The sequence below is a fragment of the Amycolatopsis deserti genome (assembly GCF_014653945.1).
Taxonomy (GTDB): Bacteria; Actinomycetota; Actinomycetes; order Mycobacteriales; family Pseudonocardiaceae; genus Amycolatopsis_E; species Amycolatopsis_E deserti.
In genome coordinates, this window is sequence record NZ_BNAU01000004.1 from 575,843 (window position 1) to 602,585 (window position 26,743).

At 71.7% G+C, this 26,743-nt stretch carries 25 protein-coding genes and 1 other RNA gene; 6 read left to right on the top strand and 20 right to left on the bottom strand.

The annotated features are described in order from the left end of the window. Positions 1-61: 61 nt before the first annotated feature. On the bottom strand, positions 62-973 hold the full coding sequence (locus tag IE290_RS20735) for a LysR family transcriptional regulator (protein ID WP_191246246.1): 912 nt from the start codon (positions 971-973) through the stop codon (positions 62-64). A 71-nt stretch (positions 974-1,044) separates the two neighbouring features. Between IE290_RS20735 and IE290_RS20740 the strand changes: the two genes are divergently transcribed. After that, the gene (locus tag IE290_RS20740; protein WP_191246247.1) at positions 1,045-1,953 is read left to right on the top strand and encodes an EamA family transporter; all 909 of its coding nucleotides are present in this window, start codon (positions 1,045-1,047) and stop codon (positions 1,951-1,953) included. Here IE290_RS20740 and IE290_RS20745 read toward each other — a convergent pair. From IE290_RS20745 to IE290_RS20785, 9 genes are all read right to left on the bottom strand, one after another. After that, positions 1,908-2,552, bottom strand: coding sequence for a DedA family protein (locus IE290_RS20745; protein ID WP_191246248.1), 645 nt, complete (start codon positions 2,550-2,552; stop codon positions 1,908-1,910). The two genes, IE290_RS20740 and IE290_RS20745, sit on opposite strands and share 46 nt — an antisense overlap. A gap of 49 nt (positions 2,553-2,601) precedes the next feature. Next, positions 2,602-3,702 (bottom strand): ABC transporter ATP-binding protein, encoded by a 1,101-nt coding sequence (locus IE290_RS20750; RefSeq protein ID WP_191246249.1) that lies wholly within the window; start codon positions 3,700-3,702, stop codon positions 2,602-2,604. Beyond that, positions 3,702-4,697, bottom strand: coding sequence for an ABC transporter ATP-binding protein (locus tag IE290_RS20755; protein ID WP_191246250.1), 996 nt, complete (start codon positions 4,695-4,697; stop codon positions 3,702-3,704). Before IE290_RS20755 ends, IE290_RS20750 begins: the two co-directional genes overlap by 1 nt. 4 nt (positions 4,698-4,701) lie before the next feature. Beyond that, positions 4,702-5,628: an ABC transporter permease gene (locus tag IE290_RS20760; RefSeq protein WP_191246251.1), complete on the bottom strand. Its 927-nt coding sequence runs from the start codon at positions 5,626-5,628 to the stop codon at positions 4,702-4,704. Beyond that, entirely contained in the window at positions 5,625-6,629 is a 1,005-nt protein-coding gene (locus tag IE290_RS20765) for an ABC transporter permease (protein WP_191246252.1), read from the bottom strand. Before IE290_RS20765 ends, IE290_RS20760 begins: the two co-directional genes overlap by 4 nt. Before the next feature lie 73 nt (positions 6,630-6,702). After that, positions 6,703-8,376, bottom strand: coding sequence for an ABC transporter substrate-binding protein (locus IE290_RS20770; protein WP_191246253.1), 1,674 nt, complete (start codon positions 8,374-8,376; stop codon positions 6,703-6,705). Positions 8,377-8,513: 137 nt separating this feature from the next. Further along, positions 8,514-9,071, bottom strand: coding sequence for a uridine kinase family protein (locus tag IE290_RS20775; protein ID WP_191246368.1), 558 nt, complete (start codon positions 9,069-9,071; stop codon positions 8,514-8,516). 14 nt (positions 9,072-9,085) lie between these two features. Next, positions 9,086-9,682 carry a recombination mediator RecR gene (recR, locus tag IE290_RS20780; RefSeq protein WP_191246254.1) on the bottom strand — a complete coding sequence of 199 codons (597 nt, stop codon included), beginning with the start codon at positions 9,680-9,682 and terminating at the stop codon, positions 9,086-9,088. 9 nt (positions 9,683-9,691) lie between these two features. After that, positions 9,692-10,063 (bottom strand): YbaB/EbfC family nucleoid-associated protein, encoded by a 372-nt coding sequence (locus tag IE290_RS20785; RefSeq protein WP_123684583.1) that lies wholly within the window; start codon positions 10,061-10,063, stop codon positions 9,692-9,694. 60 nt (positions 10,064-10,123) lie between these two features. Between IE290_RS20785 and IE290_RS20790 the strand changes: the two genes are divergently transcribed. Continuing rightward, on the top strand, positions 10,124-10,921 hold the full coding sequence (locus IE290_RS20790) for an N-acetylmuramoyl-L-alanine amidase (protein WP_191246255.1): 798 nt from the start codon (positions 10,124-10,126) through the stop codon (positions 10,919-10,921). A 129-nt stretch (positions 10,922-11,050) separates the two neighbouring features. Here the strand turns inward: IE290_RS20790 and IE290_RS20795 are convergent, their stop codons facing one another. The 6 genes from IE290_RS20795 to IE290_RS20820 all read right to left on the bottom strand — a co-directional run bounded on the left by IE290_RS20795 (position 11,051) and on the right by IE290_RS20820 (position 19,169). Further along, on the bottom strand, positions 11,051-13,207 hold the full coding sequence (locus IE290_RS20795; protein ID WP_191246256.1) for a DNA polymerase III subunit gamma and tau: 2,157 nt from the start codon (positions 13,205-13,207) through the stop codon (positions 11,051-11,053). 465 nt (positions 13,208-13,672) lie between these two features. Further along, an RNA gene (gene ffs, locus IE290_RS20800) (signal recognition particle sRNA small type) lies at positions 13,673-13,769 on the bottom strand. A gap of 8 nt (positions 13,770-13,777) precedes the next feature. Further along, positions 13,778-15,622 (bottom strand): ArnT family glycosyltransferase, encoded by a 1,845-nt coding sequence (locus IE290_RS20805; protein WP_191246257.1) that lies wholly within the window; start codon positions 15,620-15,622, stop codon positions 13,778-13,780. Between the two features lie 15 nt (positions 15,623-15,637). After that, on the bottom strand, positions 15,638-16,873 hold the full coding sequence (locus IE290_RS20810) for a bifunctional glycosyltransferase family 2/GtrA family protein (RefSeq protein ID WP_191246258.1): 1,236 nt from the start codon (positions 16,871-16,873) through the stop codon (positions 15,638-15,640). Between the two features lie 78 nt (positions 16,874-16,951). Continuing rightward, a complete protein-coding gene (locus IE290_RS20815; RefSeq protein ID WP_229874623.1) occupies positions 16,952-18,442 on the bottom strand; it encodes a sensor histidine kinase in 1,491 nt (496 codons plus the stop codon). Further along, positions 18,420-19,169, bottom strand: a complete 750-nt coding sequence (locus IE290_RS20820) for a response regulator transcription factor (RefSeq protein WP_308431367.1) — start codon at positions 19,167-19,169, stop codon at positions 18,420-18,422. The genes IE290_RS20815 and IE290_RS20820 overlap by 23 nt, the downstream gene beginning before the upstream one ends. 177 nt (positions 19,170-19,346) lie before the next feature. Here IE290_RS20820 and IE290_RS20825 point away from each other — a divergent pair, with 177 nt between their 5' ends. Then, positions 19,347-19,907, top strand: coding sequence for a hypothetical protein (locus tag IE290_RS20825; RefSeq protein WP_191246259.1), 561 nt, complete (start codon positions 19,347-19,349; stop codon positions 19,905-19,907). Positions 19,908-19,953: 46 nt separating this feature from the next. Here IE290_RS20825 and IE290_RS20830 read toward each other — a convergent pair whose 3' ends face one another. Together IE290_RS20830 and IE290_RS20835 are read right to left on the bottom strand one after the other, a co-directional pair. Beyond that, on the bottom strand, positions 19,954-20,205 hold the full coding sequence (locus IE290_RS20830; protein WP_191246260.1) for a DUF397 domain-containing protein: 252 nt from the start codon (positions 20,203-20,205) through the stop codon (positions 19,954-19,956). A gap of 607 nt (positions 20,206-20,812) precedes the next feature. Beyond that, on the bottom strand, positions 20,813-21,673 hold the full coding sequence (locus tag IE290_RS20835) for a LysR family transcriptional regulator (protein WP_191246261.1): 861 nt from the start codon (positions 21,671-21,673) through the stop codon (positions 20,813-20,815). A gap of 84 nt (positions 21,674-21,757) precedes the next feature. Between IE290_RS20835 and IE290_RS20840 the strand changes: the two genes are divergently transcribed. Beyond that, positions 21,758-22,495, top strand: coding sequence for an alpha/beta fold hydrolase (locus IE290_RS20840; protein ID WP_191246262.1), 738 nt, complete (start codon positions 21,758-21,760; stop codon positions 22,493-22,495). 11 nt (positions 22,496-22,506) lie between these two features. Then, on the top strand, positions 22,507-23,322 hold the full coding sequence (locus IE290_RS20845) for an alpha/beta fold hydrolase (RefSeq protein WP_191246263.1): 816 nt from the start codon (positions 22,507-22,509) through the stop codon (positions 23,320-23,322). Positions 23,323-23,328: 6 nt separating this feature from the next. On the opposite strand, the gene IE290_RS20850 is transcribed toward IE290_RS20845, so the two are convergent. Next, on the bottom strand, positions 23,329-24,171 hold the full coding sequence (locus IE290_RS20850) for an SAM-dependent methyltransferase (protein WP_229874624.1): 843 nt from the start codon (positions 24,169-24,171) through the stop codon (positions 23,329-23,331). A gap of 34 nt (positions 24,172-24,205) precedes the next feature. Beyond that, positions 24,206-25,063 carry a helix-turn-helix domain-containing protein gene (locus IE290_RS20855; protein ID WP_191246264.1) on the bottom strand — a complete coding sequence of 286 codons (858 nt, stop codon included), beginning with the start codon at positions 25,061-25,063 and terminating at the stop codon, positions 24,206-24,208. Positions 25,064-25,281: 218 nt separating this feature from the next. On the opposite strand from IE290_RS20855, the gene gnd reads away from it, so the two are divergent. Further along, on the top strand, positions 25,282-26,721 hold the full coding sequence (gene gnd / locus IE290_RS20860) for an NADP-dependent phosphogluconate dehydrogenase (RefSeq protein ID WP_191246265.1): 1,440 nt from the start codon (positions 25,282-25,284) through the stop codon (positions 26,719-26,721). Positions 26,722-26,743: the final 22 nt, after the last annotated feature.

Sequence of the window (26,743 nt, forward strand, 5' to 3'; positions counted from 1 at the left end):
GGAGTCGCTCTCGTACGACCACAAGGCACCGGCCGCGCGCCGGATGTGACAGTGACGGCCGTCACGGCTTGGTCGTCACCGCGGCGGCCTCGGCGTGCAGGAGCTCCAGCACCGTGGCGACCGGCGGGCGCGTGCCGGCGCCGGTGCGCAGGACGGCCTCGATCAGCCGCGCCGCGCGGATACCGGCCAGCGGCCGCCGCACGATCCGCCGCGACCAGGTCCCGGCCAGCGTGTAGCGCGGCAGCAGCGCGATGCCGTGCCCGGCCGCGACCAGGGCCTCGATGATCCGGAAGTCGTTGATGCGCTGCTTGACCCGCGGCCGCACCCCGGTGCGCACCGCGAGCGACCGCAGCACGTCGTCGACCGGGAAGCCGACGTCCACCGAGATCCACTGCTCCCCGGCCAGCTCGGTGAGGTCCACGCGGCGGCGCCGCGCGAGGTGGTGGCCGAGCGGCAGCGCCACGTCCAACGGCTCGCGCAGCAGGTGCACCACGTCCAGCCGGGCGGACGGGAACGGCTCGGCGTGCTCGTCCCGGTGCGTGACCACGATGTCGAAGTCGGCGACCAGCTCCGGCACCTCGGCCGGCGTCATGTCGACGTCGCGCACCTCCACGTCCAGGCCCTCGACCTCGGCGAACCGGTGCAGCAGCCCGGGCAGCAACATCAACGCGGCGGACGGGAAGATCGCCACCCGCACCCGGCCGCGTGGCAGGCTGCGGAACACGTCCATCTCCGCCTCGGCGCGATCCATCGCGGCGATGACCTCGTCCGCCCGCACCACCAGCGCCCGGCCCGCGTCGGTGAGCCGCAGCCCGCGACCGGCCGGTTCGGTGAGGACCAGCCCGACCTCCGCCTGCAGCGCCCGGAGCTGCTGCGACACCGCGGACGGCGTGCAGTGCAGGGCCTTCGCCGCGGCCGTCACGCTGCCGCGATCGGCGAACTCGCGCAGTACCCGCAACCGGCCGATGTCCATGAAGCAACGCTACACAGTAGGTGCAAACAATCTCGATTGTCCTTCATAGTTGTGGCAGGCAAGCTGAACAAGTGCCTACTCGCGACCGCCTCCTCGCCTTGTTCGTCGTCGTCCTGTGGGGCCTCAACTTCATCGCGATGCACCCGATGCTCGACCACTTCCCGCCGCTGTTCGCCGGCGCGCTGCGCTTCGCGGTGATCGCGGTCCCGACGATCCTGTTCATCCCGCGGCCGAAGGTGAAGCTGCGCTGGCTGATCGGCTTCGGGCTCGGGTTCGGCACCGGGCAGTTCGCGTTCCTGTTCCTCGCGCTGACCAACGGCATGCCGACCGGCCTGGCGTCGCTGGTGCTGCAGGCCTCGGCGCCGTTCACCGTCCTGCTCGGCGGGATCTTCCTGCGTGAACCGCTGTCCGCGCGGCAGCTGACCGGCATCCTGGCCGCGGTCGCCGGCATGGGCGTGATCGCCTGGCACCGCGCGGAGAACGCCGTGCTGCTGCCGGTCGTGCTCACCCTGCTCGGCGCGTTGTGCTGGGCGATCGGCAACATCTGCTCGCGTCAAGCGAAGCCGGAGAACCCGATCCACCTCACCCTGTGGATGTCGGTCATCCCGCCGATCCCGATGTTCGCCCTGTCCACGGTCTTCGAGGGCCCGGCCGTGCAGTGGCACTCGCTGGCCACGCTGGGCACCGGCGAGGGCCTGCTCGGGCTGGCCGGGTTCACCTACGTCGTGCTGGTCGGCACGGTGCTCGGGTCGAGCATCTGGACCGTGCTGATGCGCCGCAACCCGGCCAACGTGGTGGCGCCGTTCTCGCTGCTCGTGCCGGTCGTCGGGATGTCCGCGGCGTTCTTCGTGCTCGGCGAGACCCCGGCGCTGGTCGAGGTGCTGGCCGGCCTGGTGGTGGTGGCCGGGGTGCTGTTCGGCTCGCTGCCGAGGCGTCAGCGGTCGGCCGGCGCGCTCTCCGCCGAGCTGGTCTCCTCGTGACGGCGGGCCATCCGCTTCTTGATCACCAGGCTGACCACCACGCCCACGACGACGGCGACCGCCAGCGCGAGGTAGGAGAACCGGGACAGCCACTTCTCCGCGACCACGCCGAGCGAGTACACCAGCGCCGTCGTGCCGCCCGCCCAGACGATGCCGCCGAGCGCGTTGGCGAGCAGGAACCGCGGGTAGTGCATGTGCAGCGACCCGGCGAGCGGACCGCACAGGATGCGCAGAATCGCGACGAAGCGGCCGAAGAAAACCGCCCACATCCCCCGTTTCCGGAACATTCGCTCGGCGGCCGCCACGTGCGACGGTCCGAAATGCTTGGGGAACCTCCGCCCGGCCCAGTCGAACAGGCGCTGCCCGCCCTTGCGCCCGATCAGGTAGCCGATGCTGTCCCCGGCGATGGCGCCGCCGCTGCCGACGGCGCCGATCAGCCAGGGGTTCAGCCCGTCGTGGTGCGAGGCCAGGAGAGCCGCGCTGACCAGCACGACCTCTCCCGGCAACGGGATCCCCAGGCTTTCGCACCCGATCACCAGCCCGACCGCGAGGTAGACGGCCAGCGGCGGGATCGTCTCCAGCCACGCGTCGATGTGCACGAAAAACCCCCTCGGGTACCCCGGCGGAATTGCCGCCAGGGTACCCCGGTCAGGGCTCCAGCATTTCGGCCACGGAAGCGGCCTGCGGAATAGCCGTATCGGGTGACAACTGCGCGGTGACCAATTCCGGTTTCACCTCGTGCGGGGTGATCCGGCCGGCCTGGATGTCCTCCGCCCAGTGGCAGGCGACCCGGTGCCCGGCGCCGAGCTCCCGCAGCGCGGGCCGCTCGGTGTCGCACTTGGTCTCCTGCCGCCACGGGCAGCGGGTGTGGAACCGGCAGCCCGACGGCGGGTTGGCCGGCGAGGGCAGGTCGCCGGCGAGCAGGATCTGCTCCCGGCCGTCCTCCACCACCGGGTCCGGCACCGGGATCGCCGACAGCAGCGCCCGCGTGTACGGGTGCAGCGGCTCGTCGTACAGGGTCTCCGAGTCGGTCTCCTCGACCAGCGAGCCCAGGTACATCACGCCGATGCGGTCGGAGATGTGCCGGACGACCGCCAGGTCGTGGGCGATCACCAGGTAGGTCAGGCCCAGCGAGTCCTGCAGCTCCTCGAGCAGGTTGATCACCTGCGCCTGCACGGAGACGTCCAGCGCGGACACCGGCTCGTCGGCGACGATCAGGTCCGGTTCCACGGCCAGCGCCCGCGCGATGCCGATGCGCTGGCGCTGGCCGCCGGAGAACTCGTGCGGGTACTTCCGCAGCGAACTCTCCGGCAGGCCGACCGCGTTGAGCAGCTCACGCAAGCGCTTGCGCGTGCTGTCCCGGTCCCGGTCCAGGCCGTGCGCCCGCATGCCCTCGATGAGGATCGACTCGACCGACTGCCGCGGGTCGAGGCTGGACAGCGGGTCCTGGAACACCATCTGCATCCGCCGCCGCATCTTCCGCAGCGACTCGCCCTTGAGCGTGGACAGGTCCACGCCGTCGAACACCGCGCGGCCACCGGTCGGCTCGACCAGCCGCAGCAGGCTGCGGCCCAGCGTCGTCTTGCCGCACCCGGACTCGCCGACCAGGCCGTAGGTCTCGCCACGCTGGATCTCCAGGTCGACCCCGTCCACGGCGTAGACGTGACCGATCGTGCGGTCCAGCACCAAGCCCCGCTTGATCGGGAAGTGCACCTGCATGCCTTCCACGCGCACCAGCGGTTCGGACATCAGCGCACCCCCTCGCCCGCCGCGACCGGACGGTCCACCGGATTGTGGCACCGCAGCATCCCGCCCGTGTCGGGTTCGAGCTCCGGCGTGACCTCGCGGCACAGCTCGAGCGCGTTCGGGCAGCGGGGCGCGAACGCGCACCCCTGCGACCACGGGATGTTGTCGGAGACCGACCCCTTGATCGGCACCAGCTTCTCGCCGCGCGGCGCGTCCAGCCGCGGGATCGAGGCGAGCAGCCCGTGCGTGTAGGGGTGCCGGGCGGAGGCGAACAACGCGTGCCGCTCCGCCCGCTCGACCACCCGGCCGCCGTACATGACGTTGACCTCGTCGCACAGCCCGGCGACGACGCCGAGGTCGTGCGTGATCATGATCAGCGCGGTGCCGGTCTCGCGCACCAGCTCGGACAGCAGCGCCAGGATCTGCGCCTGGATCGTCACGTCCAGCGCGGTGGTCGGCTCGTCCGCGATCAGCAACCGCGGACGGCAGGCCAGCGCGATCGCGATGAGCGCGCGCTGGCGCATCCCGCCGGAGAGCTGGTGCGGGTACTCCGACAGCCGCCGGTTCGGGTCCGGGATGCCGACGCGGTCCAGCAGGTCCGCTGCCTCCACCCGGGCTTGTTTGCGTTCCATCTTGCGGTGCCGTTCCAGGACCTCGGTGATCTGCAGACCGATCGGGATCACCGGGTTCAGCGACGACAGCGGGTCCTGGAACACCATGCCGAGGTCGCGGCCGCGCCGGTCGCGCAGCTGCCGGTCGGACAACTGGAGCAGGTCCGTGTCCTCGAACATGACCTCGCCGGTGACCCGCGCGCCGCGCTTGGGCAGCAGGCCCATGATCGCCAGCGCGGTCACCGACTTGCCGCTGCCGGACTCGCCGACCAGGCCGACCGTGCGGCCCGGCTCGACGTCGAAACTGACCCCGTCCACCGCGGTGAACGGCCGGGTTCCCTTGCGGGAGAAGACGACCGACAGGTCGCGTACTTGCAGGAGACTCAACGCGCTACCGCCTGTTCTTCGGGTCGAGCGCCTCGCGCAGCGACTCGCCGAGCAGCGTGAACCCCAGCGCCACCACGACGATCGCGATGGCCGGGTAGAACGCCAGGCTCGGTTTGACGTCCAGCAGGTTCTGGGCCTGGGCCAGCATCAGCCCCCACTCGGCGCGGCTGGGATCGTTGTCGCCGAGGCCGAGGAACGACAGCGCCGCCACGTCGATGATCGACGTCGCCAGCGTCAGCGTGGCCTGCACGACCACCGGCCCGAGCGAGTTCGGCAGCATGTGCCGGAACACGATCGTGCTGCGCCGGACGCCCAGCGCGGTCGCCGCCAGCACGTGGTCGCTGGATCTCTGCGACAGCATCGCGCCGCGCAGCAGCCGGGCGAAGATCGGCACGCTCACCACCGCGACCGCGATGATGACCGTCCACTGTGTCCCTTGCGAGAACAGCGCCGCGATCGAGATCGCCAGCAGCAGCGAGGGGATCGCGAGCAGGATGTCGGTGAACCGCATCAACAGCGTGTCCACCCAGCCACCCAGCGCGCCGGCCAGCCCGCCGATGAGCATGCCGACCGTCAGCCCGATCAGGGTGGCGACCACACCGACGATCAGCGTCTGCTGCGCACCGACCAGCAGGCGGGAGAAGAAGTCGTACCCGCGGTGGTCGCTGCCCATCACGAACCCGTCCATCGGGCCGGGGATGAAGTCCGGCCGCAGGTTCACGCGCAGCTCGTCGTAGGGGACGTAGGGGTTCTTCGGCGCCAGGAACGGGGCCAGGATCGCCAGCAGCACGAACAGGACGGTGATGACCGCGCCGGTGATCGCCACCGGGCTGCGCGCCATCCGCCGGACCGCGTCCGCCGCGAGGCTGGTGCCGCCGGCCTCGGCCAGGTCGTCGATGCGTTCGGCCTTGCGCCGCAACATGGAGGTCATCGCACCCGCACCCTCGGATCGATGATCGCATACGAGATGTCGACCAGGAGGTTCACCAGGACGTACACCACGGCGGCCAGCAGCAGCAACGCCTGCAGCCGCGGGTAGTCCCGGCGTTCGATGCCCTGCGCCAGCAGCGCGCCGACGCCGTTCCAGTTGAACACCTTCTCGGTGAGCACGGCCCCGGCGAGCAGCAGACCGGTCTGCAGACCGATCGTGGTGGACACCGGCAGGAGCGCGTTGCGCAGCACGTGCCGCTGGCGGATCGTGCCGGTGGTCAGGCCCTTGGACTCCGCGGTGCGCACGAAGTCCTCCTGTTGCACGTCCAGCACCGAGGCGCGGGTGATCCGCACGATCACCGCGAACGGGATGCTGGCCAGCGCGATCGCGGGCAGGATCAGGTGCTTGATCGCGTCCCAGGTGGCGTCCAGCTCGCCGGTGAGCAGGCCGTCCAGGGTGAAGAACCCGGTGATGTGGGTGGCGTCGATGGTGACGTCCTGGCGCCCGGACGGCGGCAGGACGCCCAGCTTCTGCGCGAACACGTACTTGAGCAGCACACCGAAGAAGAACACCGGGACCGCGACGCCGACCAGCGTGGTGAGCACGGTGGCGTTGTCCAGGAGCCGGCCCCGGTAACGCGCGGCGAGGTAGCCCATCGGGATGCCGAACCCGACCGCGAGGACCAGTGCGGCCAGCGACAGTTCGACGGTCGCGGGGAAGGCCCGCCCGATCTCGGTGAGCACCGTGTCGCCGCTGATCAGGGACGAGCCGAAGTCACCGGTGAGAACGCGGCCGAGGAACTTGAAGTACTGGACGAAGATCGGTTGATCCAGGCCCAGCACCGAGTTCAGGGACGCGACCTTCTCCGGCGTCGCCTTGTCGCCGAGCAGCGCGGTGGCGGGGCCACCGGGCAGCAGGCGGAGCCAGGCGAAGACCAGGATGGAGAGCACGAGGAGCGTCGGGATCGCTTGCAGCAACCGACGAATCACGAATCGGAGCATGTGTTGTGCCTTTGACTCCGCACCACGGCGGGAAAGCACGCGCGGCGCGCTTTCCCGCCGTCGATGGCGGAACTCAGCCCTTGTTGCCCTTGGTGACCGTGTAGAAGCGCTCGTCGGTCAGCGGGGTCGGGACCAGCCCCTGGACGTCGGACCGGACCACGATCCCCGGCGGCGACGACGAGAGCGGCACCGCGGGGACGTACTGCGAGATCAGCACGCTGGCGTTCTCGTAGGCCGCCTTCTTGGCATCCGGGGTCGTCTGCGCGTCCGCGGTGGACAGGGCGTTGAAGATCTGCGGGTTGTCGAACCCGAACTCCGGCTTGGGTCGGCCGAAGAACGTGCCGACGAAGTTGCCCGCGTCGGCGTAGTCACCGGTCCAGCCGAGCAGGTGCAGGTCCTGCTTGCCGGCCTTCTGGACGGAGTCCTTGTACCCGCCGTTCCACGGCTCCTGGACGACGTTGACCTTGATGCCGACGGCCTTGAGGTCGTCGGTGATCGCGGCGGCGATGTCCACCGGGTTGGGCATGTAGGGCCGCGTGACCTCGGTCGGCACGTAGAAGTTCAGCGTCAGGTCGGACGCGCCCGCCTGGGCCAGCAGCTGCCGGGCGGTGTCCGGGTTGTAGCTGTACTTGGCCACCGCGTCGGTGTGGCCGGGGACGTTGTTCGGCAGGAACTGGTCCTGCGCGTAGGCGCCCTGCGGCAGCCGGTTCTTCACCAGCTGGTCCTTGTTGATCGCGTACTCGATCGCCTGGCGGACCCGCACGTCCTGCAGCTTCGGGTTGTTCTTCTGGTTGATGCCCAGGTACAGGATGTTGAACGCGGGCCGGATCAGGACCTGGTTGCCGGCGTCCTTGAGCGAGTTGTAGTCCGCCGGGCTCGGGAAGTCGTAGCCGTCGATGGTGCCGGCGGCGAGCTCCTGCTTGCGGGCGTTCTCGTCCGGGATGATCTTGAAGATCAGCTTGGCGGTCTTGGCCTTCTCGCCCCAGTAGTCCTCGTTGCGGACCAGGGTGATGGTGTTGTTGGCCTTGTCGAAGCTGTCGAACTTGTACGGCCCGGTGCCCGTCGGGTGGTCCGTGGCGTAGGCCGGGTAGGTGAACGCCTCACCGCTCTGCGTGACGGTGTCGGCGTCCCACTTCTTCAACGCGTCGGGGCTCGACATGGACAGCGAGGTCAGGCCGAACGCGTCCGGGAACGCACCCTTGGCCTTGTTCAGGTTGAGGACCGCGGTGTGGTCGTCCTTCGCCTCGCACGACTTGTAGACCGGCTCGCCGCTGATGTCGCCCTCGTTGTGGGCGAAGCCCTCGAAGACATCGCCGTAGTAGATCATCTGGCTCTGGGCGGCGGCGCCCTTCATGTTGTACCAGCGGTCGAAGTTGAAGCAGACCGCCGCGGCGTTGAACGGGGTGCCGTCGTGGAACTTGACGCCCTGGCGCAGGGTGAAGGTCCAGGTGGTGTTGCCGTTGCTCGGCGTCCAGGCCGTGGCCAGGCCGCCTTCCAGTTCGGTGGTGCCCGGCTTGTAGGTGACCAGGGTGTCGAACATCTGGCGGGCGGGACGGAAGCTCTCGCCGTCGTCGTTGAAGATCGGATCGAAGTTCTTCGGGGCACCGGCCGCGCCGAAGATGAAGGTGTCGCTGGCGCTACCGCCCGAGCCGCGCTCGGAAGCGCAAGCGGCCGTCGTGACCGCGAGGGCGCCGGCAAGCCCGATCAGGGCGATGCGGCGCAACCCAACTGCCCGCGTTGGGAGCATGGTGGCACTCCTTGAAGAAGTTCGGGTACGTGATCGACGACCCTAGTCCGCATGTTGGGATTTCGTTAAGCGCGTAAGGTTACGATCGCGCTACGTAAGAACGCACGCACGGCCACATTTGGCTTATATGGTTACGTTCAGTGGTCACTTTGCGTGAGGGCGGACGAAAGTACTAGGCCGTTCGGGTGTACGTACTCGTGGGTAAGGTCAACGGCGAACCAACCACATTCGAACTTCTGCCACGCGGTGAGCGGGCCACGGATGCCCTCGCCGTCCCGGGAGACTGCCCGTTCGAGCCGACTTTCCGGGTCCGGGCCGGGGACCCAGCACAGGGCGGACAGGCGCGGCCGGATCGAGGCCCGGCCGGCGGACACACCCTCCAGGACGACTACGTCGACCGGGTGAACCGTGCGGACCGGCCCTGGCCGCGGCTCGCCGGTGGTCCAGTCCAGTGGGCGGTAGACGGCGGGGCGGCCGGCAGCGAGGGGGTCGAGGACCTCGGCGACGAGCCGCGGCCACCAGGCGACCGGGTCGTCCCAGGTGGCGTAGTGGTCGGTGGCGACGAGCGCGGTGGTCGCGCCGCGCGCGCGGAAGGCGTCGGCGAGTTCGCCGGCGAAGGTGGTCTTGCCGGCGCCGGAGGGGCCGTCGACGGCGACCAGCCGGACCCGCCCGCAGCGGGGCGGGCCGGCCAGCACGTCGTCGACCAGCGTCAAAGGGCGCGGCGGCCGGAGAGGGCGCGGCCGAGGGTCAGTTCGTCGGCGAACTCGAGGTCGCCGCCCATCGGCAGGCCGGACGCCAGCCGCGTGACGGTCAGGCCGGGGAAGTCGCGCAGCATCCGCACCAGGTAGGTCGCGGTGGCCTCGCCCTCGGTGTTCGGGTCGGTCGCGATGATCACCTCGGTGACCTGTTCCGCGCCGAGCCGGGCCAGCAGCTCGCGGATGCGCAGCTGGTCCGGGCCGATGCCGGACAGCGGGTCGAGCGCGCCGCCCAGCACGTGGTAGCGGCCCTTGAACTCGCGGGTGCGCTCGACCGCGAGCACGTCCTTGGGTTCCTCGACCACGCAGATCAGCGACGTGTCGCGCCGGACGTCCCGGCAGATGCGGCACTGCTGCTGTTCGGAGACGTTGCCGCAGATCTCGCAGAACTGCACGCCTTCGCGGACCTTGCCGAGCACGTCCTGCAGCCGGGCGATGTCGGCCGGGTCGGCGGCGAGCAGGTGGAACGCGATCCGCTGCGCGCTCTTCGGACCGATGCCGGGCAGGTGTCCCAGCTCGTCGATCAGGTCCTGGACTACCCCTTCGTACAACGGGGCCCGCTACTTCAGGCCGGGCAGACCGAGTCCGCCGAGGTCGGGCATGCCGCCGCCACCGCCGCCGAGGGCGCCGGCCACCGGGCCGAGCTTTTCCTCGGTGAGCTTCTGGGCGCTGCTCATCGCGTCGCGCACCGCGGCGACCACCAGGTCGGCGAGCGTCTCGGTGTCCTCCGGGTCGACCGCCTTCGGGTCGATCTGCAGGGACTTCAGCTCCATGCCGCCAGTCACGGTGGCCTTGACCAGGCCGCCGCCGGACGTGCCGGTCACCTCGGTGCGGGCGAGCTCCTCCTGCGCGGCGACGAGCTGCTGCTGCATCTGCTGCGCCTGCTGCAGGATGGCCTGCATGTCGGGCATTCCACCGCCGGGTTGCACCATGATCCCCGTTTCGTCGTGCTGTCCTGTGGGTCCCAGCGTAGCTCGGACGGCTGTGGCACCGTGTTCGCCGTGCGCAGTCTTGTGGGGTTGGTGCTGAGCGGGGTGCTGCTGGTCGCGGGGTGCTCGTCGCCCCCGCCGGTGCCGTCCGGGATGAGCCGGGTGTCTTCGGTCGCTCCGCCGGTTTCGTCGTCGGCCGCGCGCGAGCCGGTGACGGTGGTGCTGGACCCCGGGCACAACGGCGGCAACGCGCTGCGGCCGGACGTGATCAACGCGCCGGTGCCGGCCGGACGCGGCAAGACGAAGCCGTGTAATACGACGGGCACCGCGACCGACCGGGGGTATGCCGAGCACGCGTTCAACTGGGATGTCGCGCAGCGGGTGGGTTCGCTGCTGGAGGCGCAGGGGGTGCGGGTGATCTACACGCGCCCGGACGATTCCGGGGTCGGCCCGTGCGTGAACGAACGAGCGGCGGTCGGGAATCGAGCCGGTGCGGCGGCGGTGGTGTCGATCCACGCGGACGGCTCTACGGCGGCGGGGGCCCGGGGGTTTCACGTCGCGTACTCGAGCCCGCCGCTGAACGAGGCGCAGGGTGAGCCGTCGGTGGAGCTGGCCCGGGCGGTGCGCGCGGGGCTGTCGTCGTTCCCGGTGTCGAACTACCTGGGCTCGAAGGGCCTCGCCCCGCGCGACGACCTCGCCGGGCTGAACCTCTCGGAGCGCCCCGCGGTCCTGGTGGAGTGCGGAAACATGCGAAACCCGGCGGAGGCCGCGGTGATGTCCAGTGCGGACGGCAGGCAGCGATATGCGGCGGGGATCGCCGCCGGGGTGGTGTCGTTCCTGAGGGAGCACGGAGGTTTCTGAAGCACGCGGCGGTTGGCTCGCCGCGCAGGCGGTGCTGCCTGGCGGACCAGCCGCTCGGCGCGGCCCCGAGCCCTGCCGGCAGCGGCGCGCCAGCTCTCCCGACCCACCGCACGCGCCGGGCCGGGCCGATCAGTCGATCGGCTGGGCGCCCAGGTGCTCGGCCAGCAGGCGGCGCGCCAGTTCCTCCGGGTCGTTCTGCGGGGCGGGCGCGCTGTCCGGCACGGGGCCGCCCGCCTCGGCCATCATGGCTTCCTCGTCCTCCGGCTCGGGCGGGAGGGGGATGTCGTCGGCGGGCTCCGGCGGTGGCTTCGGCGCCCGCGCGGGCGGCTCGGCCGGGGGCGCGGCCTGCGGGGCCGGGGTCGGGCGCTGGAAGGTCCGCTGCTGCGGGGCCTCGCGCTGGGGCGGGTTCGGGCGCGGGCCCGGGCCGTCGCGGCGGGCCGAACCGCCGCCTCCGCCGCCGCCGTGCACGCACCGCACCTGCCACGTGCCGCCGAGCACCTCGTGCAGCGCGCCGGCGATGAAGTCCGCGTTGCGCGGCTCCGACAACCGCCGTGCGAGGGGCTCCGCGCTGTGCGCCAGCACGACCAGCGAGCCCTCCACGCTCTGCACCGTGGCGTTGATCATCATCGCCTCGGTGCTGCGGCTCGTCTTGCGGATGGCGGCCAGCAGATCCGGCCACACCCGCCGGATCGCGGCCGCGTCGATCCCACCGGGCGCCGGCTCCGCGGCCGCCGGCTCGGTCGGGCGACGCACCGGCGCCTCCGGCGCGGCCGCCTCGGCCGCGGGGCGAGCAGCTCCTTCGCCCGCGGGCGAACCAGCCCCCGGGCGCGCAGCTCCCTCCGCCGCCGACCACCCAGCGGCCTCGCCTGCCGGGCGCGCAGCTTCCCCCGCTGGGGCCGGGCGGGAAGGCGGCTCGCCTGGGCGTGCGGCTTCCTCCGCCGCGGCACTCCGCTCCGGCGCGGCGGTCGGTTCCGTGGCCCGGCGGACCGGAGCTTCCGGCGCCGGACGCGCAGCGGCCTCGGCAGCCGGGCGAGACGGCGCGGCCGCACGCTGCGAAGGCCGCTGGAACCGTTCGGGAGCAGCCGCCACCTGCCCGTCGGCGGCAGGCAGACTGCCCCCACCGCTGACCGTGACCCGCCGCTCCAGGCGCTCCAGCCGCTGCAGCACCGCCGCTTCGCTCTCCGACGCCGACGGCAGCAGCATCCGCGCGCACAGCAACTCCAGCAGCAGCCGCGGCGCCGTGGCCCCGCGCATCTCCAGCAGGCCGTTGTGCACGATCTCCGCGTACCGGGTCAGCGTTGCCAGGCCGGCGCGCTCGGCCTGCGCCGTCATGCGGTCCAGCTCGTCCGCGGGCGCCGACACCAGGTTGCGCGCCGCCGCGTCCGGGACCGACCGCAGCAGCACCAGGTCGCGCAGCCGGTCGAGCAGGTCGCTCGCGAAGCGGCGCGGCTCGTGGCCGGCCTCGACCAGCCGGTCGACCGTGCCGAACACGGCGGCCGAATCGTCCGCGGCCAGGCCGTCGATCATGTCGTCGATCAGGGCCGAGTCGGTGACGCCGAGCAGCGAAATCGCCCGGTCGTAGGTCACGCCGTCCGGGCCCGCGCCGGCCAGCAGCTGGTCCAGCACCGACTGCGTGTCGCGCGCCGAACCGCCGCCCGCGCGGATCACCAGCGGGTACACCGCCGGGTCGACGTGGATGCCCTCGGCCGCGACGTTGCGCTCCAGCAGGTCCCGCATCGCGCTGGGCGGGATCAGCCGGAACGGGTAGTGGTGGGTCCGCGACCGGATGGTGGGCAGCACCTTGTCCGGCTCGGTGGTGGCGAAGATGAAGATCAGGTGTTCCGGCGGCTCTTCGACGATCTTCAGCAGGGCGTTGAAGCCCTGCGTGGTGACCATGTGCGCCTCGTCGATGATGAACACCCGGTAGCGCGACTCGGCCGGCGCGTAGAAGGCGCGGTCGCGCAGCTCGCGGGCGTCGTCGACACCGCCGTGGCTGGCCGCGTCGAGTTCGGTGACGTCGATGCTGCCGGGGCCCTCGGGCGCCAGCGCGCGGCACGAGTCGCACTTGCCGCACGGGTCCGGGGTCGGGCCTTCGACGCAGTTCAGCGAGCGGGCCATGATGCGCGCGCTGGAGGTCTTGCCGCAGCCGCGCGGCCCGGAGAACAGGTACGCGTGGTTGATGCGGCCCGCGGTGAGGGCGGCGCGCAGCGGTTCGGTGACGTGCTCCTGCCCGACGACCTCGGCGAAGGTCGCCGGACGGTACTTGCGGTAGAGAGCCAGAGCCACGACGCGAGAGTACCGGCACCCACCGACAAGCTCGGACTAGCCTGCTGGGCGTGACCCGGCGCTTCTACGACCGGCTGGCCGCGGACTACCACCGCATCTACGCGGACTGGCCCGCGAGCGTCCGCCGCCAGGGTGAAGCGCTGCACCGCCTGCTCGGTGGAGACCCGCGGCGGGCGCTGGACTGCGCGTGCGGCATCGGCACGCAGGCACTCGGCCTGGCCACGCTCGGCCACACCGTGAGCTGCGGGATCTCGCCGAAGAGGCGGGCTTCTCCGAAGCGGTGTGGCGAGAGCCGACGGACACCGGCTTCTTCCAGCCGATCCTCACGGCCAAAACCTGAGCTGGTCCACGCCACACGCGCCCAGCGCCCGCCAAGGCGAGGAGCTCGCACCGTGGGGGGTCCGGGGGGTCGCCCCCCGAAAAACACAGCGGACGAAGTCCCCTTCGTGCAAGGGCGGGGCCCTTGACGAAGGGGACCCCCGCACCCGTCAGAGCCTGCTTATCCTTGCTGCCTTCCGGCCCTGGGGAGGTTCACAGGATGGACGCCGCGGGGGTCCACCGTCAGTGTACTCAAGCCGCGCCGGCACCTGACGTCAGGTCGTAGACCGTCGTGCCGCCCACCGTCTGAGCTGTGAAGTTCTCGGCCACCCACGTCGCGATCTCGCCGGAGCCGCCGCGCTCCATGCCGCCCTCGACGTAGTACGTGATCTGCCCGTCGGCGACGTACTGCTTGAACTCCTCCAGCGTCGGCGCGGGGTCGCCGCCGTTGAACCCGCCGATCGCGATCACCGCGGTGTCCGAGTTCAGCGCCAGCCCGGCCGCGGACTGCGAACCGTTCGTCGCCGCGGACCACTTCGTCGTGGTCTGCTTGAGCAGCGCGATCAGCTCGCTCGACTCCGTGCCGGCCCGGTCGCCGAAGCCGCCCATCGAGTTGCCGGACGGCCCGGACGTCGGGATCGACCCGGTGTGCCCCTGGCTCGCGGTCTCCACGGCGTACGCCCCCGGCCCGAGCAGCCCGGCGCAGACCCCCACCACCGCGAGCACGACACCGGCCCGCCGGAGCCGGTCGAGCCCGAACAGCAGCCCGGCGACCACCAGCGCGGTCAGCACCAGCAGCACCCACCGCAGCCACGGCTGCCAAGACGGCGTCCGGTCGAGCAGGATGAAGTCCCACACCCCGGTCGCCGCGAGCATCAGCGCCAGCACGATCCGCGCGGCGAAGTTGTGCCGCCCCCGCCACAGCTCGACCGCGCCGATGCCGGCCAGCCCGGCGATCCCCGGCGCCAGCGCCACCGTGTAGTACGAGTGGATCGTGCCGCTCATGAAGCTGAACACCAGCGCGGTGACGACCGTCCACCCGCCCCAGAGCAACAGCGCGGCCCGCGTGCGGTCCAGCCGCGGCGCGAACCGGGTGAACCACAGCCCGGCGACCAGCGCGATCAGCGCGGCGGGCAGCAGCCACGAGATCTCCAGCCCGAACGCCGACCCGAACATGCGCAGCAGCCCGGTCTCGCCGCCGAACATGGTGTTGCCGCCCATGCCGCCACCGCCGTTGCCGTCGCCGCCGAAGATCCGGCCCAGCCCGTTGTAGCCGAAGGCCAGCTCCAGCGGCGTGTTGTCGGTGGACCCGCCGATGTAGGGCCGGGACTCGGTGGGCCACAACGCGACCGCCACGATCCACCAGCCCGCCGCGACCACGACCGCGACACCGGCCCCGGCGAGCTGCAGCAGCCGCTTGCCCAGCCCGGCCGGCGCCGCGACCAGGTACACCAGCGCGAACGCGGGCAGCACCAGGAACGCCTGCAGCATCTTGGTGAGGAACCCGAACCCGAGCGCGGCGCCGGCGAGCAGCAGCCAGCCGGTGCTCGCCCGGTCGAGCGCGCGCACCGTGCAGTACGCGCCGGCCACCATCAGCAGCACCAGCAGCGCGTCCGGGTTGTTGAACTTGAACATCAGCGCCGCGACCGGGGTCAGCGCGAGCGCGGAACCGGCGAGCAGCCCGGCCAGCGGCCCCGAGGTGCGCCGCACGGCCGCGTACAGCAGGGCCACCGAAGCCACGCCGCACAGCGCGTTGGGCAGCAGCATGCTGAAGCTGGAGAACCCGAACAGTCGTCCGGACAACGCCATCAGCCACAGCGACGCGGGCGGTTTGTCGACCGTGATCACGTTGCCCGGGTCCAGCGATCCGAAGAACATGGCCTCCCAGTTCTTCGTGCCGGCCTGCACGGCCATCGCGTAGAAGTCGTTGGCGTATCCGGACGCGCTCAGGTTCCACAGGTACAGCCCGGCGGTCGCGACCAGCAGGACGGCGACCGAGGGCCGCACCCACGGGGGCCGGCCGGCTGTCCGCGTACGCGCCGCGGCGGGGACCGGCCCGAGGCGGGCCGGGTCGGAGGAAACAGCCGCAGTCGACATGTCGAGTCGGTTCTCCTATCGGTTCTTTCGGAAGACCCAGTTGCGGAACAGCAGGAACCGCAGGACGGTCGCGGCCAGGTTGGCCAGGACGAGCACCGCCAGCTCGGCGAACCGCCCGGGTTCGCCGCCGGCGTGCAGCAGCGCCAGCGATCCGCTGGTCAGCGCCAGCCCGAGGCCGAACACGATCAGGCCTTCGAACTGGTGCCGCCCGGCGCCCTTCGACCCGCGGACGCCGAAGGTGAACCGCCGGTTGGCCGCGGTGTTGGCGACCGCGGTGACCAGCAGCGCGATCAGGTTCGCCGCCTGCGCGCCGATCCCGGTGCGCAGCAGGACGTAGAGCACCAGGTAGGCCAGCGTGCTGCCGACGCCGATCGCGGCGAACCGGACGAGCTGCCTGGCCAGTTTCGGCGGGACGCCGGGTTCGGTGACGGCGATCGGGTGCCTCCCCAGCTGGGCGCGGATCTGGCTGACGGGCAGGGTGCCGCGCGCGAAGCCGCGGATCATCCGGGCGACGCCCTTGAGGTCCGCGGTGGCGGTGGCGACGATGTCCACCGACGAGTCCGGGTCGTCGACCCAGTCCACCGGCACCTCGTGGATCCGCAGGCCGGAGCGCTGCGCGAGGACGAGCAGCTCGGTGTCGAAGAACCAGCCGGTGTCCTCGACGAGCGGCAGCAGCCGGCGCGCGACGTCGGCGCGGATGGCCTTGAACCCGCACTGCGCGTCGCTGAACCGCGCGGCCAGCGCGCCGCGCAGGATCAGGTTGTAGCAACGCGAGATGAACTCGCGCTTCGGTCCGCGCACGACCCGGGCGCCGCGGGCCAGCCGGGAGCCGATCGCCAGGTCGGAGTGCCCGGAGATCAGTGGCGCGACCAGCGGGAAGAGCGCGGCCAGGTCGGTGGACAGGTCGACGTCCATGTAGGCCAGCACGTGGGCGTCGGAGGCGGACCAGACGGCGTTGAGCGCGCGGCCGCGGCCCTTCTGGTCCAGGTGCCGCACCTCGACCCCGGGCAACTCGGCGGCGAGTGCCCGCGCGATGTCCAGCGTCGAGTCCGTGCTCGCGTTGTCGGCGACGGTGATGCGGAACGGGTAGGGCAGCGCGTCGGACAGGTACGCGTGCAGGCGGCGCACGCAGGGCGCGAGGTCGGTCTCCTCGTTGTACACGGGGACGACGACGTCGAGGACCGGGGACGTGCTCCGTTGCGGTGGGTCGGCCGGCCGAGGTGCGGGAGAGGCGTCGGCGGAGGTCGTCATGACACCGACGGTGACCCGCCGCGTTGTGGCGATCATGTGCCCGAGCTGTGCGCAGCCTGTGAGCGGCTCCCGGCCGCGTTACCTGGGAAAACGCACCGTGAATTCGGTGTGACCCGGCCTGCTTTCGACGCCGGCGCGGCCGCGGTGGGCGGCGACGACGGCGGCCACGATCGCCAGCCCGAGACCGGTGCTGCCGGCCGCGCGGGAGCGGGAGGTGTCGCCGCGGACGAACCGCTCGAACACCGTCGGCAGGACCTCCGGCGCGATGCCCGGCCCGTTGTCGGTCACCCGCAACACCACCTCGGTGTCCGCGGTGGACAGCCGGGTGGTGACCACGGTGCCCGGCGGGGTGTGGGTGCGGGCGTTGTTGAGCAGGTTGAGCACGACCTGGTGCAGCTGGTCGGCGTCACCGACGACGGTGATCGGCTCGGCGGGCACGTCCAGCTGCCACCGGTGGTCCGGCCCGGCGACGGTGGCGTCGGACACCGCGTCGGCCACGATCCGGGAGAAGTCGACCGGCTCGTAGACGCGGTGCCGCCCGGAGTCCAGGCGCGCGAGCAGCAGCAGATCCTCGACCAGGGTGGTCATCCGGGCCGATTCGGACTCGACGCGGCCCAGCGCGAACGCGATGTCCGGCGGCACCGCGTCACCGCTGCGCCGGGCCAGCTCCGCGTAGCCGCGGATGGCCGCCAGCGGCGTGCGCAGCTCGTGGCTGGCGTCGGCGACGAACTGCCGCACCCGGCTCTCGCTGGCCTGCCGCGCGGTCAGTGCGGCCCCGACGTGCCCGAGCATCTGGTTGAACGCGGCCCCGACCTTGCCGACCTCGGTGCGCGTGTCGGTGTCGACCGGTTGAACCCGGATCGACAACGCGACCTCGCCGCGGTCGAGTTGCAGCTGGGACACCTTGGACGCAGTTTCGGCGAGCCGGTCCAGCGGGCGCATGGTGCGACGGATGGTGATCGCGCCGAGCCCGCCCGCGATGAGCAGGCCGCCGAGCGCGACCCCGCCGAAGATGAACCCGAGCCGCCACAGCGTGTCGGTCACCTCGGCCAGCGGGAGGCCGGTGATCAGCAGCGCGCCGTCCTGGGCGCGCACCGACACGACGCGGTAATCGCCGAGGTCACCGAGGTCGACGCTGCGCCGCTTGCCGTCCGCGGGCAGCGCGAGCAGGGTGCGCAGCTGCTCGGCGGGCACCGGATCGCTGGGGAACGGGTTCCCCGAGCCGCCGCCGCGCAGGATCCCGTCCCGGACGGCGCCGTCCGGGAAGACGGCGACGGCCAGCGTGCCGATGCCCTGACCCGGGACCCGCAGCGAGTCCGGCGGCGGCTGGTTCGGCGCGCCGTTCCACGCGCCGGGCGGCGGCTGGCGGGTGCCGCGCTCGCTCGCCGCGACGAGCCGGTCGTCGAGCTGGTGGTAGAGGAAGCTGCGCAGGGCGATCTCGGTGACCAGACCGACGACCAGGCACACGAGCGCGAGCAGCGCGATGACCTGCGCGATCAGCTTGCCGCGCAGGGACGAGGGCAGGAGCCGCCGGGGGCGGGCGTGCTCAGCCTGCCGGCTTGAGGACATACCCCGCGCCGCGCATCGTGTGGATCATCGGCTCCCTGCCGGCGTCGATCTTCTTCCGCAGATAGGAAATGTAGAGCTCGACGATGTTGGCCTGGCCGCCGAAGTCGTAGCTCCACACCCGGTCCAGGATCTGGGCCTTGGACAGCACCCGCTTGGGGTTGCGCATCAGGAAGCGGAGCAGTTCGAACTCGGTGGCGGTCAGCGAAATCGGGTCGCCGCCGCGGAACACCTCGCGGCTGTCCTCGTCCAGGGTCAGGTCGCCGACCGTCAGGGTCGAGCCCTCGCTGGCGGAGACCACCCGCGAGCGGCGCAGCAGCGCACGCAGGCGGAGCACGACCTCTTCCAGGCTGAACGGCTTGGTCACGTAGTCGTCGCCGCCCGCGGTCAGGCCGGCGATGCGGTCCTCCACCGCGTCCCGCGCGGTGAGGAACAGCACCGGCAGGTGCGGTGTCTCGGCGCGCAGCTTGGTCAGCACCTCCAAGCCGCTGAAGTCGGGCAGCATGACGTCGAGCACGACCGCGTCCGGGCGGAAATCGCGGGCCACGCGGACCGCCTCGGTGCCGGTGCCGGCGCTGCGGGTTTCCCAGCCCTCCATGCGCAGGGCCATCGACACCAGCTCGGCCAGGGTCTCCTCGTCGTCGACGACGAGAACCCGCACCGCCGAGCCGTCGGGGTGCTTGAGGTCGGCCTTGCCCGCACCGGCCGTCGCGGCGTTCATGCTGGTCATGGTCTCATCCTGGGCCGCGCCGGTGGGTCCTTCCTGTGACCCGCCTGTGCGTTTCCTGTGAGCGCTCGCCGTGCACAGCGTCCGCCCATGCCCCGCACAGCTCGCACACAGCCGGACTGCCGAACCTGTGGGGTGGCAGGGGTGGCCCCTGCCGCGACCGACAGCGAAAGGGACACGATGAGCACGGAGCCGCCGACCACCGAGGCACCTGCCACCGCGTGGGGAGACCCGCAGCCGCCCGCGCCGAAGTGGTCCGGCAGGAAGACCGCGATCGCCGCGGCCGTGGCGGTCGTCATCGCCGCCGTCGGCGGGGTCGCGATCTACGCGGGGACCTCGTCCGAGGCGAACCAGCGGGGCGGCACGTTCCCGGGCGGCCGTCAGATGGGCGGGACGGCGTCGATCCTGCGGGAGGCGCTGCACGGCGACTTCACGGTGTCCGCCGACGGCGGGTACGCGGTCGAGCGGTTCCAGACCGGCGAGGTGAGCGCGCTGAGCGCCACCTCGATCACGGTGCGGAGCGAGGACGGCTACACCCAGGCCTACGTCATCGACTCGTCGACGGAGAAGGCGGCCAACGTGGCGAGCGGTTCGACGGTGACCGTGCTGGCGAAGGTCTCCGGCGACACCGCCACCGCGACGTCGATCACTGAGGGTTCGGCCCGGCAGCAGGGTGGCTTCCCCGGTGGTCAGGGGCCTGGCGTTCCCGGTGGTCAGGGGCCGGGCGGCGGGCGGCCCTGACCACCGGGCCGTGTGGGGAATAACACACGAGTTTCGATAATCGGCGTCAGCGCAGGTCGAATTGGCCCGCCTTGACCCCTTCCAGGAAGGCCGCCCACTCGCCCGCGTCGAACACGAAGACGGGGCTGCTCGCCAGCTTGGTGTCGCGAACGCCGACCAGCCCCGGCGCGGCCATGTTGACCTCCACGCAGTTGCCGCCGTTGGGCTCGCTGGCGAAGGACTTCTGCCACTTCGACTCGTCGAACAGGTGCACCGCCTCGTGCGGGTCGTAATCCACCGGTCGCGGGTATTCCGGCATCAGTCCCTACCTCCGTGCCTGAGGCCCGATCCCGTCGCGTAGCGAAGCGGGGCGAGCCTGGTCCTTTCGTTGGAACCACGTGGGTCCAGTCGGGTGAGGCGATCGTTGATCACTCGACACTGGGATTATTCCAGGAGTAGGATTATTCCCGTCGGTCGGGTCGATCACACGGCCCGTGTTCCGTCCTTGGGGGAGGTTCGACGGTGCTCGGAGATGTCACGGAACGCCCCGCGGCGGCCTGCCGGAATCCCCGGCCGCGACCGGAAGGGGGACGGCGATGACCGTCCGAATCCTGACCGAGCCGACCAGGCCGCACCGCGCCGAACCGGCGGCCCCCCGCGACCGTCGCAGGTGGACACTGCTGCCACGCTCGTTCCGCCGACACTGGCACGCGTGGCGCCACAGCGCGGAACTGGCACTCCCGCGCCCGCGCAGCTAGCGGCCAGCGGGCGGGCACCACCCCGGCACCGCCGCCCGCGCAACTGATCGACACCAGCCGATCCGCGGCCTGCCGCCCGCCCGACGGGCGGGCACCACCCGCACCGGCGCCCACACAGCCCCGCCGCGGACCTAGTGCCCAGCAACCGCCCCAACGCGGCACGCGCAGCTAACCGCGCGCCGCCGCGATCAGGGCCTTCGGTGCGGGCCTCGACGCGGCCACGGCGAGGAACGCGGGCATCCGCAGCGCCGGCCGCAACCGCCGGAACTCCACACCCGGGATCGGCAGCTGGCTCGCGTGCGGCTCGTAGAACACGGTCCACGCCCCGCGCCCGAAAGCGATCGCCGCGAGCGTGTCCTGCGCGGTGGTGAACTCCGGCCCGAAGACCGGCTCGAACCCCGCCTCGTGGCACGCGCCGACCACCAGGTCGTACAGCCTCGGGTTGCGCGCCCGCCCGGACAGCCGCAGCGGCAAACCGGCCAGCTCGGCCAGAGCGACATCCGCTCCGGCGAACAGCCCCGCCGGCAGCGCGGCCAGCACCTCGTCGGTCCACACCTCGATCATCCGCAGCCCCGGCCAGGTCCACCGGCCCCGCACGATCGCGCCGTCCAGCTCGCCCGACCGGACCCGGCGCAGGCGCTCCTCGGTCGAGGCGTGCACGAGTTCGAGCTGCGACCGCGGAGCCCGCCGCGCGTACTCGGCGAGCAGGCGGTCGAGCCGCTCGCCCAGGCCGTCGCTGGTGCCCAGCCGCAGCGTGGCGTCCCGCTCGGCGCGCACCGACCGCATCGCGTCCAGCGCGCGCTCCTCGGCCGCGACCACTTCGCGAGCGTGCGGCAGGAACCGGTGACCGGCCTCGGTCAGGCGCACCGTCCGGGTGGTGCGGTCGAACAGATCCACGCCCAGCTCACGTTCCAGCCGCCGCACCTGCTGGCTCACCGCGGACTGCACGATGTGCATCCGCTCCGCCGCGCGCCCGAAGTGCAGCTCCTCCGCGACCGCGAGGAAGTACCGCAACTGCCGCAGCTCCATCGGACCCCATTCATCACCAGTCGTGATCAGTGTAGGAGCGATCTGCTCCTTGGTCGGCCCGCCGCCCGGCGATTTGCTGGTGCCATGACCGACCTGTACTACGAAGACGCGGGCACCGGCCCGGCCCTGGTGTTCCTGCACGGCTGGGGCACGAGCGGCCGGGTGTGGCACGCGCAGCTGCCGGAGTTCGTGCGCGACCACCGCGTGCTCACCGTGGACTGGCGGGGCTGCGGCCGGTCGGTGAAACCCGTCCACGGCAACGACACCGCCACCGTGCTCGCCGATCTCCTCGCCCTGTTCGACGAACTCGGCGTCGAGTCACCGACGCTGGTCGGCTCCTCGATCGGGGCGACGTTCGCGCTCGAACTCGCCCTGCGCCACCCCGGCCGGGTCGCCCGGGTGGTGTCGGTCGACGGTCCGCTGCACTGGCCGTCGACCGGGATGCCGATCGACGACCTGCGCCGGGGCCTGCGCGAGGACCGGGCCGGCACGCTCGCCTCCTGGGTGCCCCACTGGTACGCGCCGGGCACCGCGCCCGCGCTGATCGACTGGACCGTGCGCCAGATCCTCGACTCCGGCGTCTACATCGACGACCACTTCGCCGAGGCCGCGGCCTACGACCCGCGTCCGGCGCTGCCTTCGGCACGCGTGCCCGTCGTCTTCCTGCACGGCGAGCGGGACACCGAGATCCCGCTGCCCGTCGCGGAGGAATGCGCCTCGCTCACCCCCGGCTCGAAGGTCGTCGTGATCGCCGGCGCCGGTCACATGCCGCACCAGGAACGTCCCGCCGAGTTCAACGCCGCGCTGCGCGCGGTGCTGTGAAAGGAAGACCCATGCCTCACGTCACCGTCCCGATCACCGGCGGCGAAGCGTCCGTGCACTACGACGTCGCCGGTCACGGCCCAGGAGTGGTGCTGGTGCACGGCACCGGCGCGTCCGGCGAACAGTGGCAGCCGCTGACCGAGCTGCTGCGCGACCGGTTCACCGTGGTGGTGCCGGACTACTCGGGCTCCGGCCGAACCCGGGACCACGGCGGCCCGGTGACCCTCGCCGACCTCGCGGCCGAGGTGACCGCGGCCGCCGGGCACGCCGGACTCGAGAGCTTCCACCTCGTCGGGCACTCGCTGGGCGCCGCCGTCGCCACCCACATCGCCGGCACCCGCCCGGCTCTCGTCCGCTCGCTGGTGCTGCACGCCGGGTGGGCCCACACGGACGCCCGCATGGACGCCGAGTTCCGGTTGTGGCTGCACCTGCTGCGCACCGACCCCGCGCTGTTCGCGCGCTCGATCGCCCTGTCGGCGCTGGGCCCCCGGTTCTGGGCGCAGACCACCGCCGAAGCGAGCGAAGCCCTGGTCACCGGACTGGCCGCCACGCTGGCGCCCGGCACGGACCGGCAGACCGAAGTGGACCGCACGGTCGACCTGCGCCCGCTGCTCGGTCGCGTCACGGCACCGACGCTGGTGCTCGCCAGCGCCCACGACCGCATCATCGCCCCAGCTCAGCAGCGTGCCCTGGTCGCGGGCATCGCGGGCGCCCGCTACGCCGAGGTGGACGCCGGGCACGGCGCGCACGCCGAGAACCCCGGCGAGTTCTTCGGGACGATCACCGCGTTCCTGGACGACCAGCTGAGCGCGGCCGACGCCGCCTGAGACCGGTCAGGGCTTGCGGCCCACCCCGCACCAGCCGATGGATATCGACGGCCTGGCCACGAACTTCTGCGTCACCGGGGACGGCGCTTCGTCCAGCCGCCACTGCGGCAGCCACACCACACCCGGCTCCACCATCTCGAAGTCGCCGAAGAAGGAGGCGATCTCGTCGTACCGGCGGGAGAACGCGGGCGTGCCGGACCTCTCGTACAGCTCGAACGCCGCGCGGATGCTCGCCGCGTAGTCCGCGGGCACGTCGAGGTCGTCGTACGTCGCGTGGGAGATCGCCAGGTACGAGCCGGCCGGCAGCCGCTTGCGGTAGCCGGCCACGATCTCGTCCGCGGGCTCGTCGTTGGGGATGAAGTGCAGCGCCGCGCAGAAGATCAACGCGATCGGCCGCGTCCGGTCGAGCACGCCGGTGCCCAGCGCCGCCCGCCACACCGCGTCTGGGTCCCGCTGGTCCGCGCGCACGATCGCGTGCCGCTCCGGGTCGCCCTCGCGCTCCAGCAGCAACTGCCCGTGGGCGACGGCGACCTGCTCGCGGTCCACGTACACGCACCGGCTGGCCGGGTCGAGCGAGTCGGCGATCCGGTGGACCGTGCCCACGGCGGGCCCGCCGGAGCCGACGTCGAGGAACTGGTCGATCCCGTTGCGCACGCAGAACCGCACGACGCGTTCCAGGAACTCCAGGTTGGCGCGGCCGATCAGGGGCGCTACCGGCACCTCGGCCAGCACACGGTCGCCGAGGGCGCGGTCCATCGCCCAGTTCCCGGTGCCGCCCAGGTAGTAGTCGTACATGCGGACGGCGTTGGGACGGTCCAGGTCCACACCGTCGTGATCCGGTTCGGTCACGCCCAACCCCCGACAAGTTGATCTTGACCGGAGCCTAGGCCCCCATCGCCACCCGGTACTGATCGGCCATGTTCTTCAGGAACTCGCGCGTCTCCTGCCGTTCCAGCGCCGCGCCGCGCAGGCGGTCCCACGCGTCGACGAACAGCTGGAAGTCCTTCTGGTCGTCCAGGTAGATCCCGCCCGCCGAGTGTTCGATGTAGACGAAGTCCCGGGTGCGGTCGGGGAAGCGCATGATCGTGAAGTCGTTGGGCACCGCGGCCAGCCGGGCCCCGAACGGCAGGACGTGGATGTACACGCGCTGCCGCCGGTCCAGCTCCAGCAGGTGCTCGATCTGGTCCAGCATCACCGCGGGCGCCCGGCCGCCGGGCGCGCGGTGCAGCGCGGCCTCGCTGATGATGAACCGGTAGTACGGCGGCTGCGGCTGGTCGAAGACGGCCTTGCGGTCCAGCCGGTTGCGCACCAGCGACGTGACGTCCGTCGCGCCGAACTCGGTGAACTGCTTGAGCATGTAGTGCTCGGACTGCAGCGGGCCGGGGATGCGCTCGCCGTGCCAGGTCATGATCTCCACGGCGGCCGGCTCGAGGTCGGTGAACGTCCGGAACCAGTGCGGCACCACCGACCGGTAGCCCGACCACGCGCCCCGCTGACCCGCCGCCGCGCGTGCCAGGCTCATCAGCGCCTCCGACTCGTCACCGTTGACGCCGAACGCCTCCAGCATGGTGCGCACGTCGCCGAGCTTGACGCCCACCGCGCCGGATTCGATCTTGTTGACCTTGCCCTGGGTGCAGCCGAGGACCTCGGCGACCTGCTGCTGGGTCATCTTCGCGGCCAGCCGCGCGTGCCGGAGCTCATTGCCGAGTTGCTTGCGACGGGAAGTAACGGTGCTCGCCATTGCCTATTTCCGCGCCCTCACCCGCTCCACGGCACCTCGTCCCGCTTCGTCCCTGGTAGTGGAACCCACGACCGTACTCCATGCCGCACCGTGACGCGGCAGTGACCGGATGGAGTTTGGCAGGAAAAGTGATCCAACGCTAGTTACTCACGCGTTCACCTGCGGGAACAGGGCGCCGCGCTAGGGTGCGGTGAGAGCTTCGAGAGGGAAGGCTGCGCATGAGCAAGAAGGCGAGCATCGGCGTCACGGGCCTGGCCGTCATGGGCCGGAACCTGGCGCGCAACCTGGCGCGGCACGGGCACACCGTCGCCCTGCACAACCGCTCGGAACAGCGCACTCGCGACCTGGTGGAGCAGTTCGGCGACGAAGGCGAATTCATCCCCACCTACTCCGCGCAGGAGTTCGTGGACGCGCTCGAGCGGCCGCGCAAGCTGGTGATCATGGTCAAGGCCGGCGCCCCTACGGACGCGGTCATCGAGGAGTTCGCGCCGCTGCTCGAAGAGGGCGACGTGATCGTGGACGCGGGCAACGCGCACTTCGCCGACACCCGGCGCCGCGAGGCGGCGCTGCGCGAGCGCGGGCTGCACTTCGTCGGCACCGGCGTCTCCGGCGGCGAGGAGGGCGCGCTGCACGGGCCGAGCATCATGCCCGGTGGGTCGAAGGAGTCCTACGAGTCGCTCGGGCCGCTGTTCGAGAGCATCTCGGCCAAGGTCGACGGCGACCCGTGCTGCACCCACATCGGCCCGGACGGCGCCGGGCACTTCGTGAAGATGGTGCACAACGGCATCGAGTACTCCGACATGCAGCTGATCGCGGAGTCGTTCGACCTGCTGCGCGGCGCGCTCGGGTATGAGCCGGCGCAGATCGCGGAGGTGTTCCGCACCTGGAACACCGGGCGGCTCGACTCGTACCTGATCGAGATCACCGCCGAGGTACTGGCGCACACCGACGCCGCGACCGGCAGGCCGTTCGTCGACATCGTCACCGACCAGGCCGAGCAGAAGGGCACCGGCCGCTGGACCGTGCAGATCGGCCTGGACCTCGGCGTGCCGATCAGCGGCATCGCGGAGGCGGTGTTCGCGCGGTCCCTGTCCGGCAGCGCGGACCTGCGCAAGGCCAGCCGCGGCCTGCCCGGCCCGTCGCGCGCCCCGCTGACCGGTGCGGCGGCGGAGACCTTCGCCGACGACGTCGAGCGCGCGCTGTACGCGTCGAAGATCGTCGCCTACGCGCAGGGCTTCAACCAGATCCAGGCCGGTGGCGCGGAGTACGGCTGGGACATCGACCTCGGCGCGCTGGCGGCGATCTGGCGCGGCGGCTGCATCATCCGGGCGAAGTTCCTGGACGACATCCGGGCCGCCTACGCCGCCGAGCCGGGCCTGCCGACGCTGCTCACCGCGGGCGACTTCCGCAAGGCCGTGGAGGACGCGCAGGACGCGTGGCGCTCGGTGATCTCCACCGCGGTGCGGCTGGGCATCCCGACGCCGGGCTTCTCAACCGCGCTGGCCTACTACGACGGCCTGCGCGCCGAGCGGCTCCCGGCCGCCCTGGTGCAGGGGCAGCGCGACTTCTTCGGCGCGCACACCTACCGCCGGGTCGACCGGGAGGGCTCGTTCCACACCCGCTGGGCCGAGAACGGCCGCCCCGAGGTCGAGTCATAGCCGGACGCGTGACGGGCGCCCG

Bases quoted from the DNA above. Each gene is read 5' to 3' on its own strand.
- IE290_RS20735 (WP_191246246.1), bottom strand. From the start codon at position 973: ATGGACATCGGCCGGTTGCGGGTACTGCGCGAGTTCGCCGATCGCGGC.
- IE290_RS20750 (WP_191246249.1), bottom strand. From the start codon at position 3,702: ATGTCCGAACCGCTGGTGCGCGTGGAAGGCATGCAGGTGCACTTCCCG.
- IE290_RS20760 (WP_191246251.1), bottom strand. From the start codon at position 5,628: ATGACCTCCATGTTGCGGCGCAAGGCCGAACGCATCGACGACCTGGCC.
- IE290_RS20765 (WP_191246252.1), bottom strand. From the start codon at position 6,629: ATGCTCCGATTCGTGATTCGTCGGTTGCTGCAAGCGATCCCGACGCTC.
- IE290_RS20770 (WP_191246253.1), bottom strand. From the start codon at position 8,376: ATGCTCCCAACGCGGGCAGTTGGGTTGCGCCGCATCGCCCTGATCGGG.
- IE290_RS20785 (WP_123684583.1), bottom strand. From the start codon at position 10,063: ATGGTGCAACCCGGCGGTGGAATGCCCGACATGCAGGCCATCCTGCAG.
- IE290_RS20805 (WP_191246257.1), bottom strand. From the start codon at position 15,622: ATGTCGACTGCGGCTGTTTCCTCCGACCCGGCCCGCCTCGGGCCGGTC.
- IE290_RS20810 (WP_191246258.1), bottom strand. From the start codon at position 16,873: ATGACGACCTCCGCCGACGCCTCTCCCGCACCTCGGCCGGCCGACCCA.
- IE290_RS20815 (WP_229874623.1), bottom strand. From the start codon at position 18,442: ATGTCCTCAAGCCGGCAGGCTGAGCACGCCCGCCCCCGGCGGCTCCTG.
- IE290_RS20820 (WP_308431367.1), bottom strand. From the start codon at position 19,169: ATGACCAGCATGAACGCCGCGACGGCCGGTGCGGGCAAGGCCGACCTC.
- IE290_RS20825 (WP_191246259.1), top strand. From the start codon at position 19,347: ATGAGCACGGAGCCGCCGACCACCGAGGCACCTGCCACCGCGTGGGGA.
- IE290_RS20830 (WP_191246260.1), bottom strand. From the start codon at position 20,205: ATGCCGGAATACCCGCGACCGGTGGATTACGACCCGCACGAGGCGGTG.
- IE290_RS20835 (WP_191246261.1), bottom strand. From the start codon at position 21,673: ATGGAGCTGCGGCAGTTGCGGTACTTCCTCGCGGTCGCGGAGGAGCTG.
- IE290_RS20840 (WP_191246262.1), top strand. From the start codon at position 21,758: ATGACCGACCTGTACTACGAAGACGCGGGCACCGGCCCGGCCCTGGTG.
- IE290_RS20845 (WP_191246263.1), top strand. From the start codon at position 22,507: ATGCCTCACGTCACCGTCCCGATCACCGGCGGCGAAGCGTCCGTGCAC.
- IE290_RS20855 (WP_191246264.1), bottom strand. From the start codon at position 25,063: ATGGCGAGCACCGTTACTTCCCGTCGCAAGCAACTCGGCAATGAGCTC.
- gnd (WP_191246265.1), top strand. From the start codon at position 25,282: ATGAGCAAGAAGGCGAGCATCGGCGTCACGGGCCTGGCCGTCATGGGC.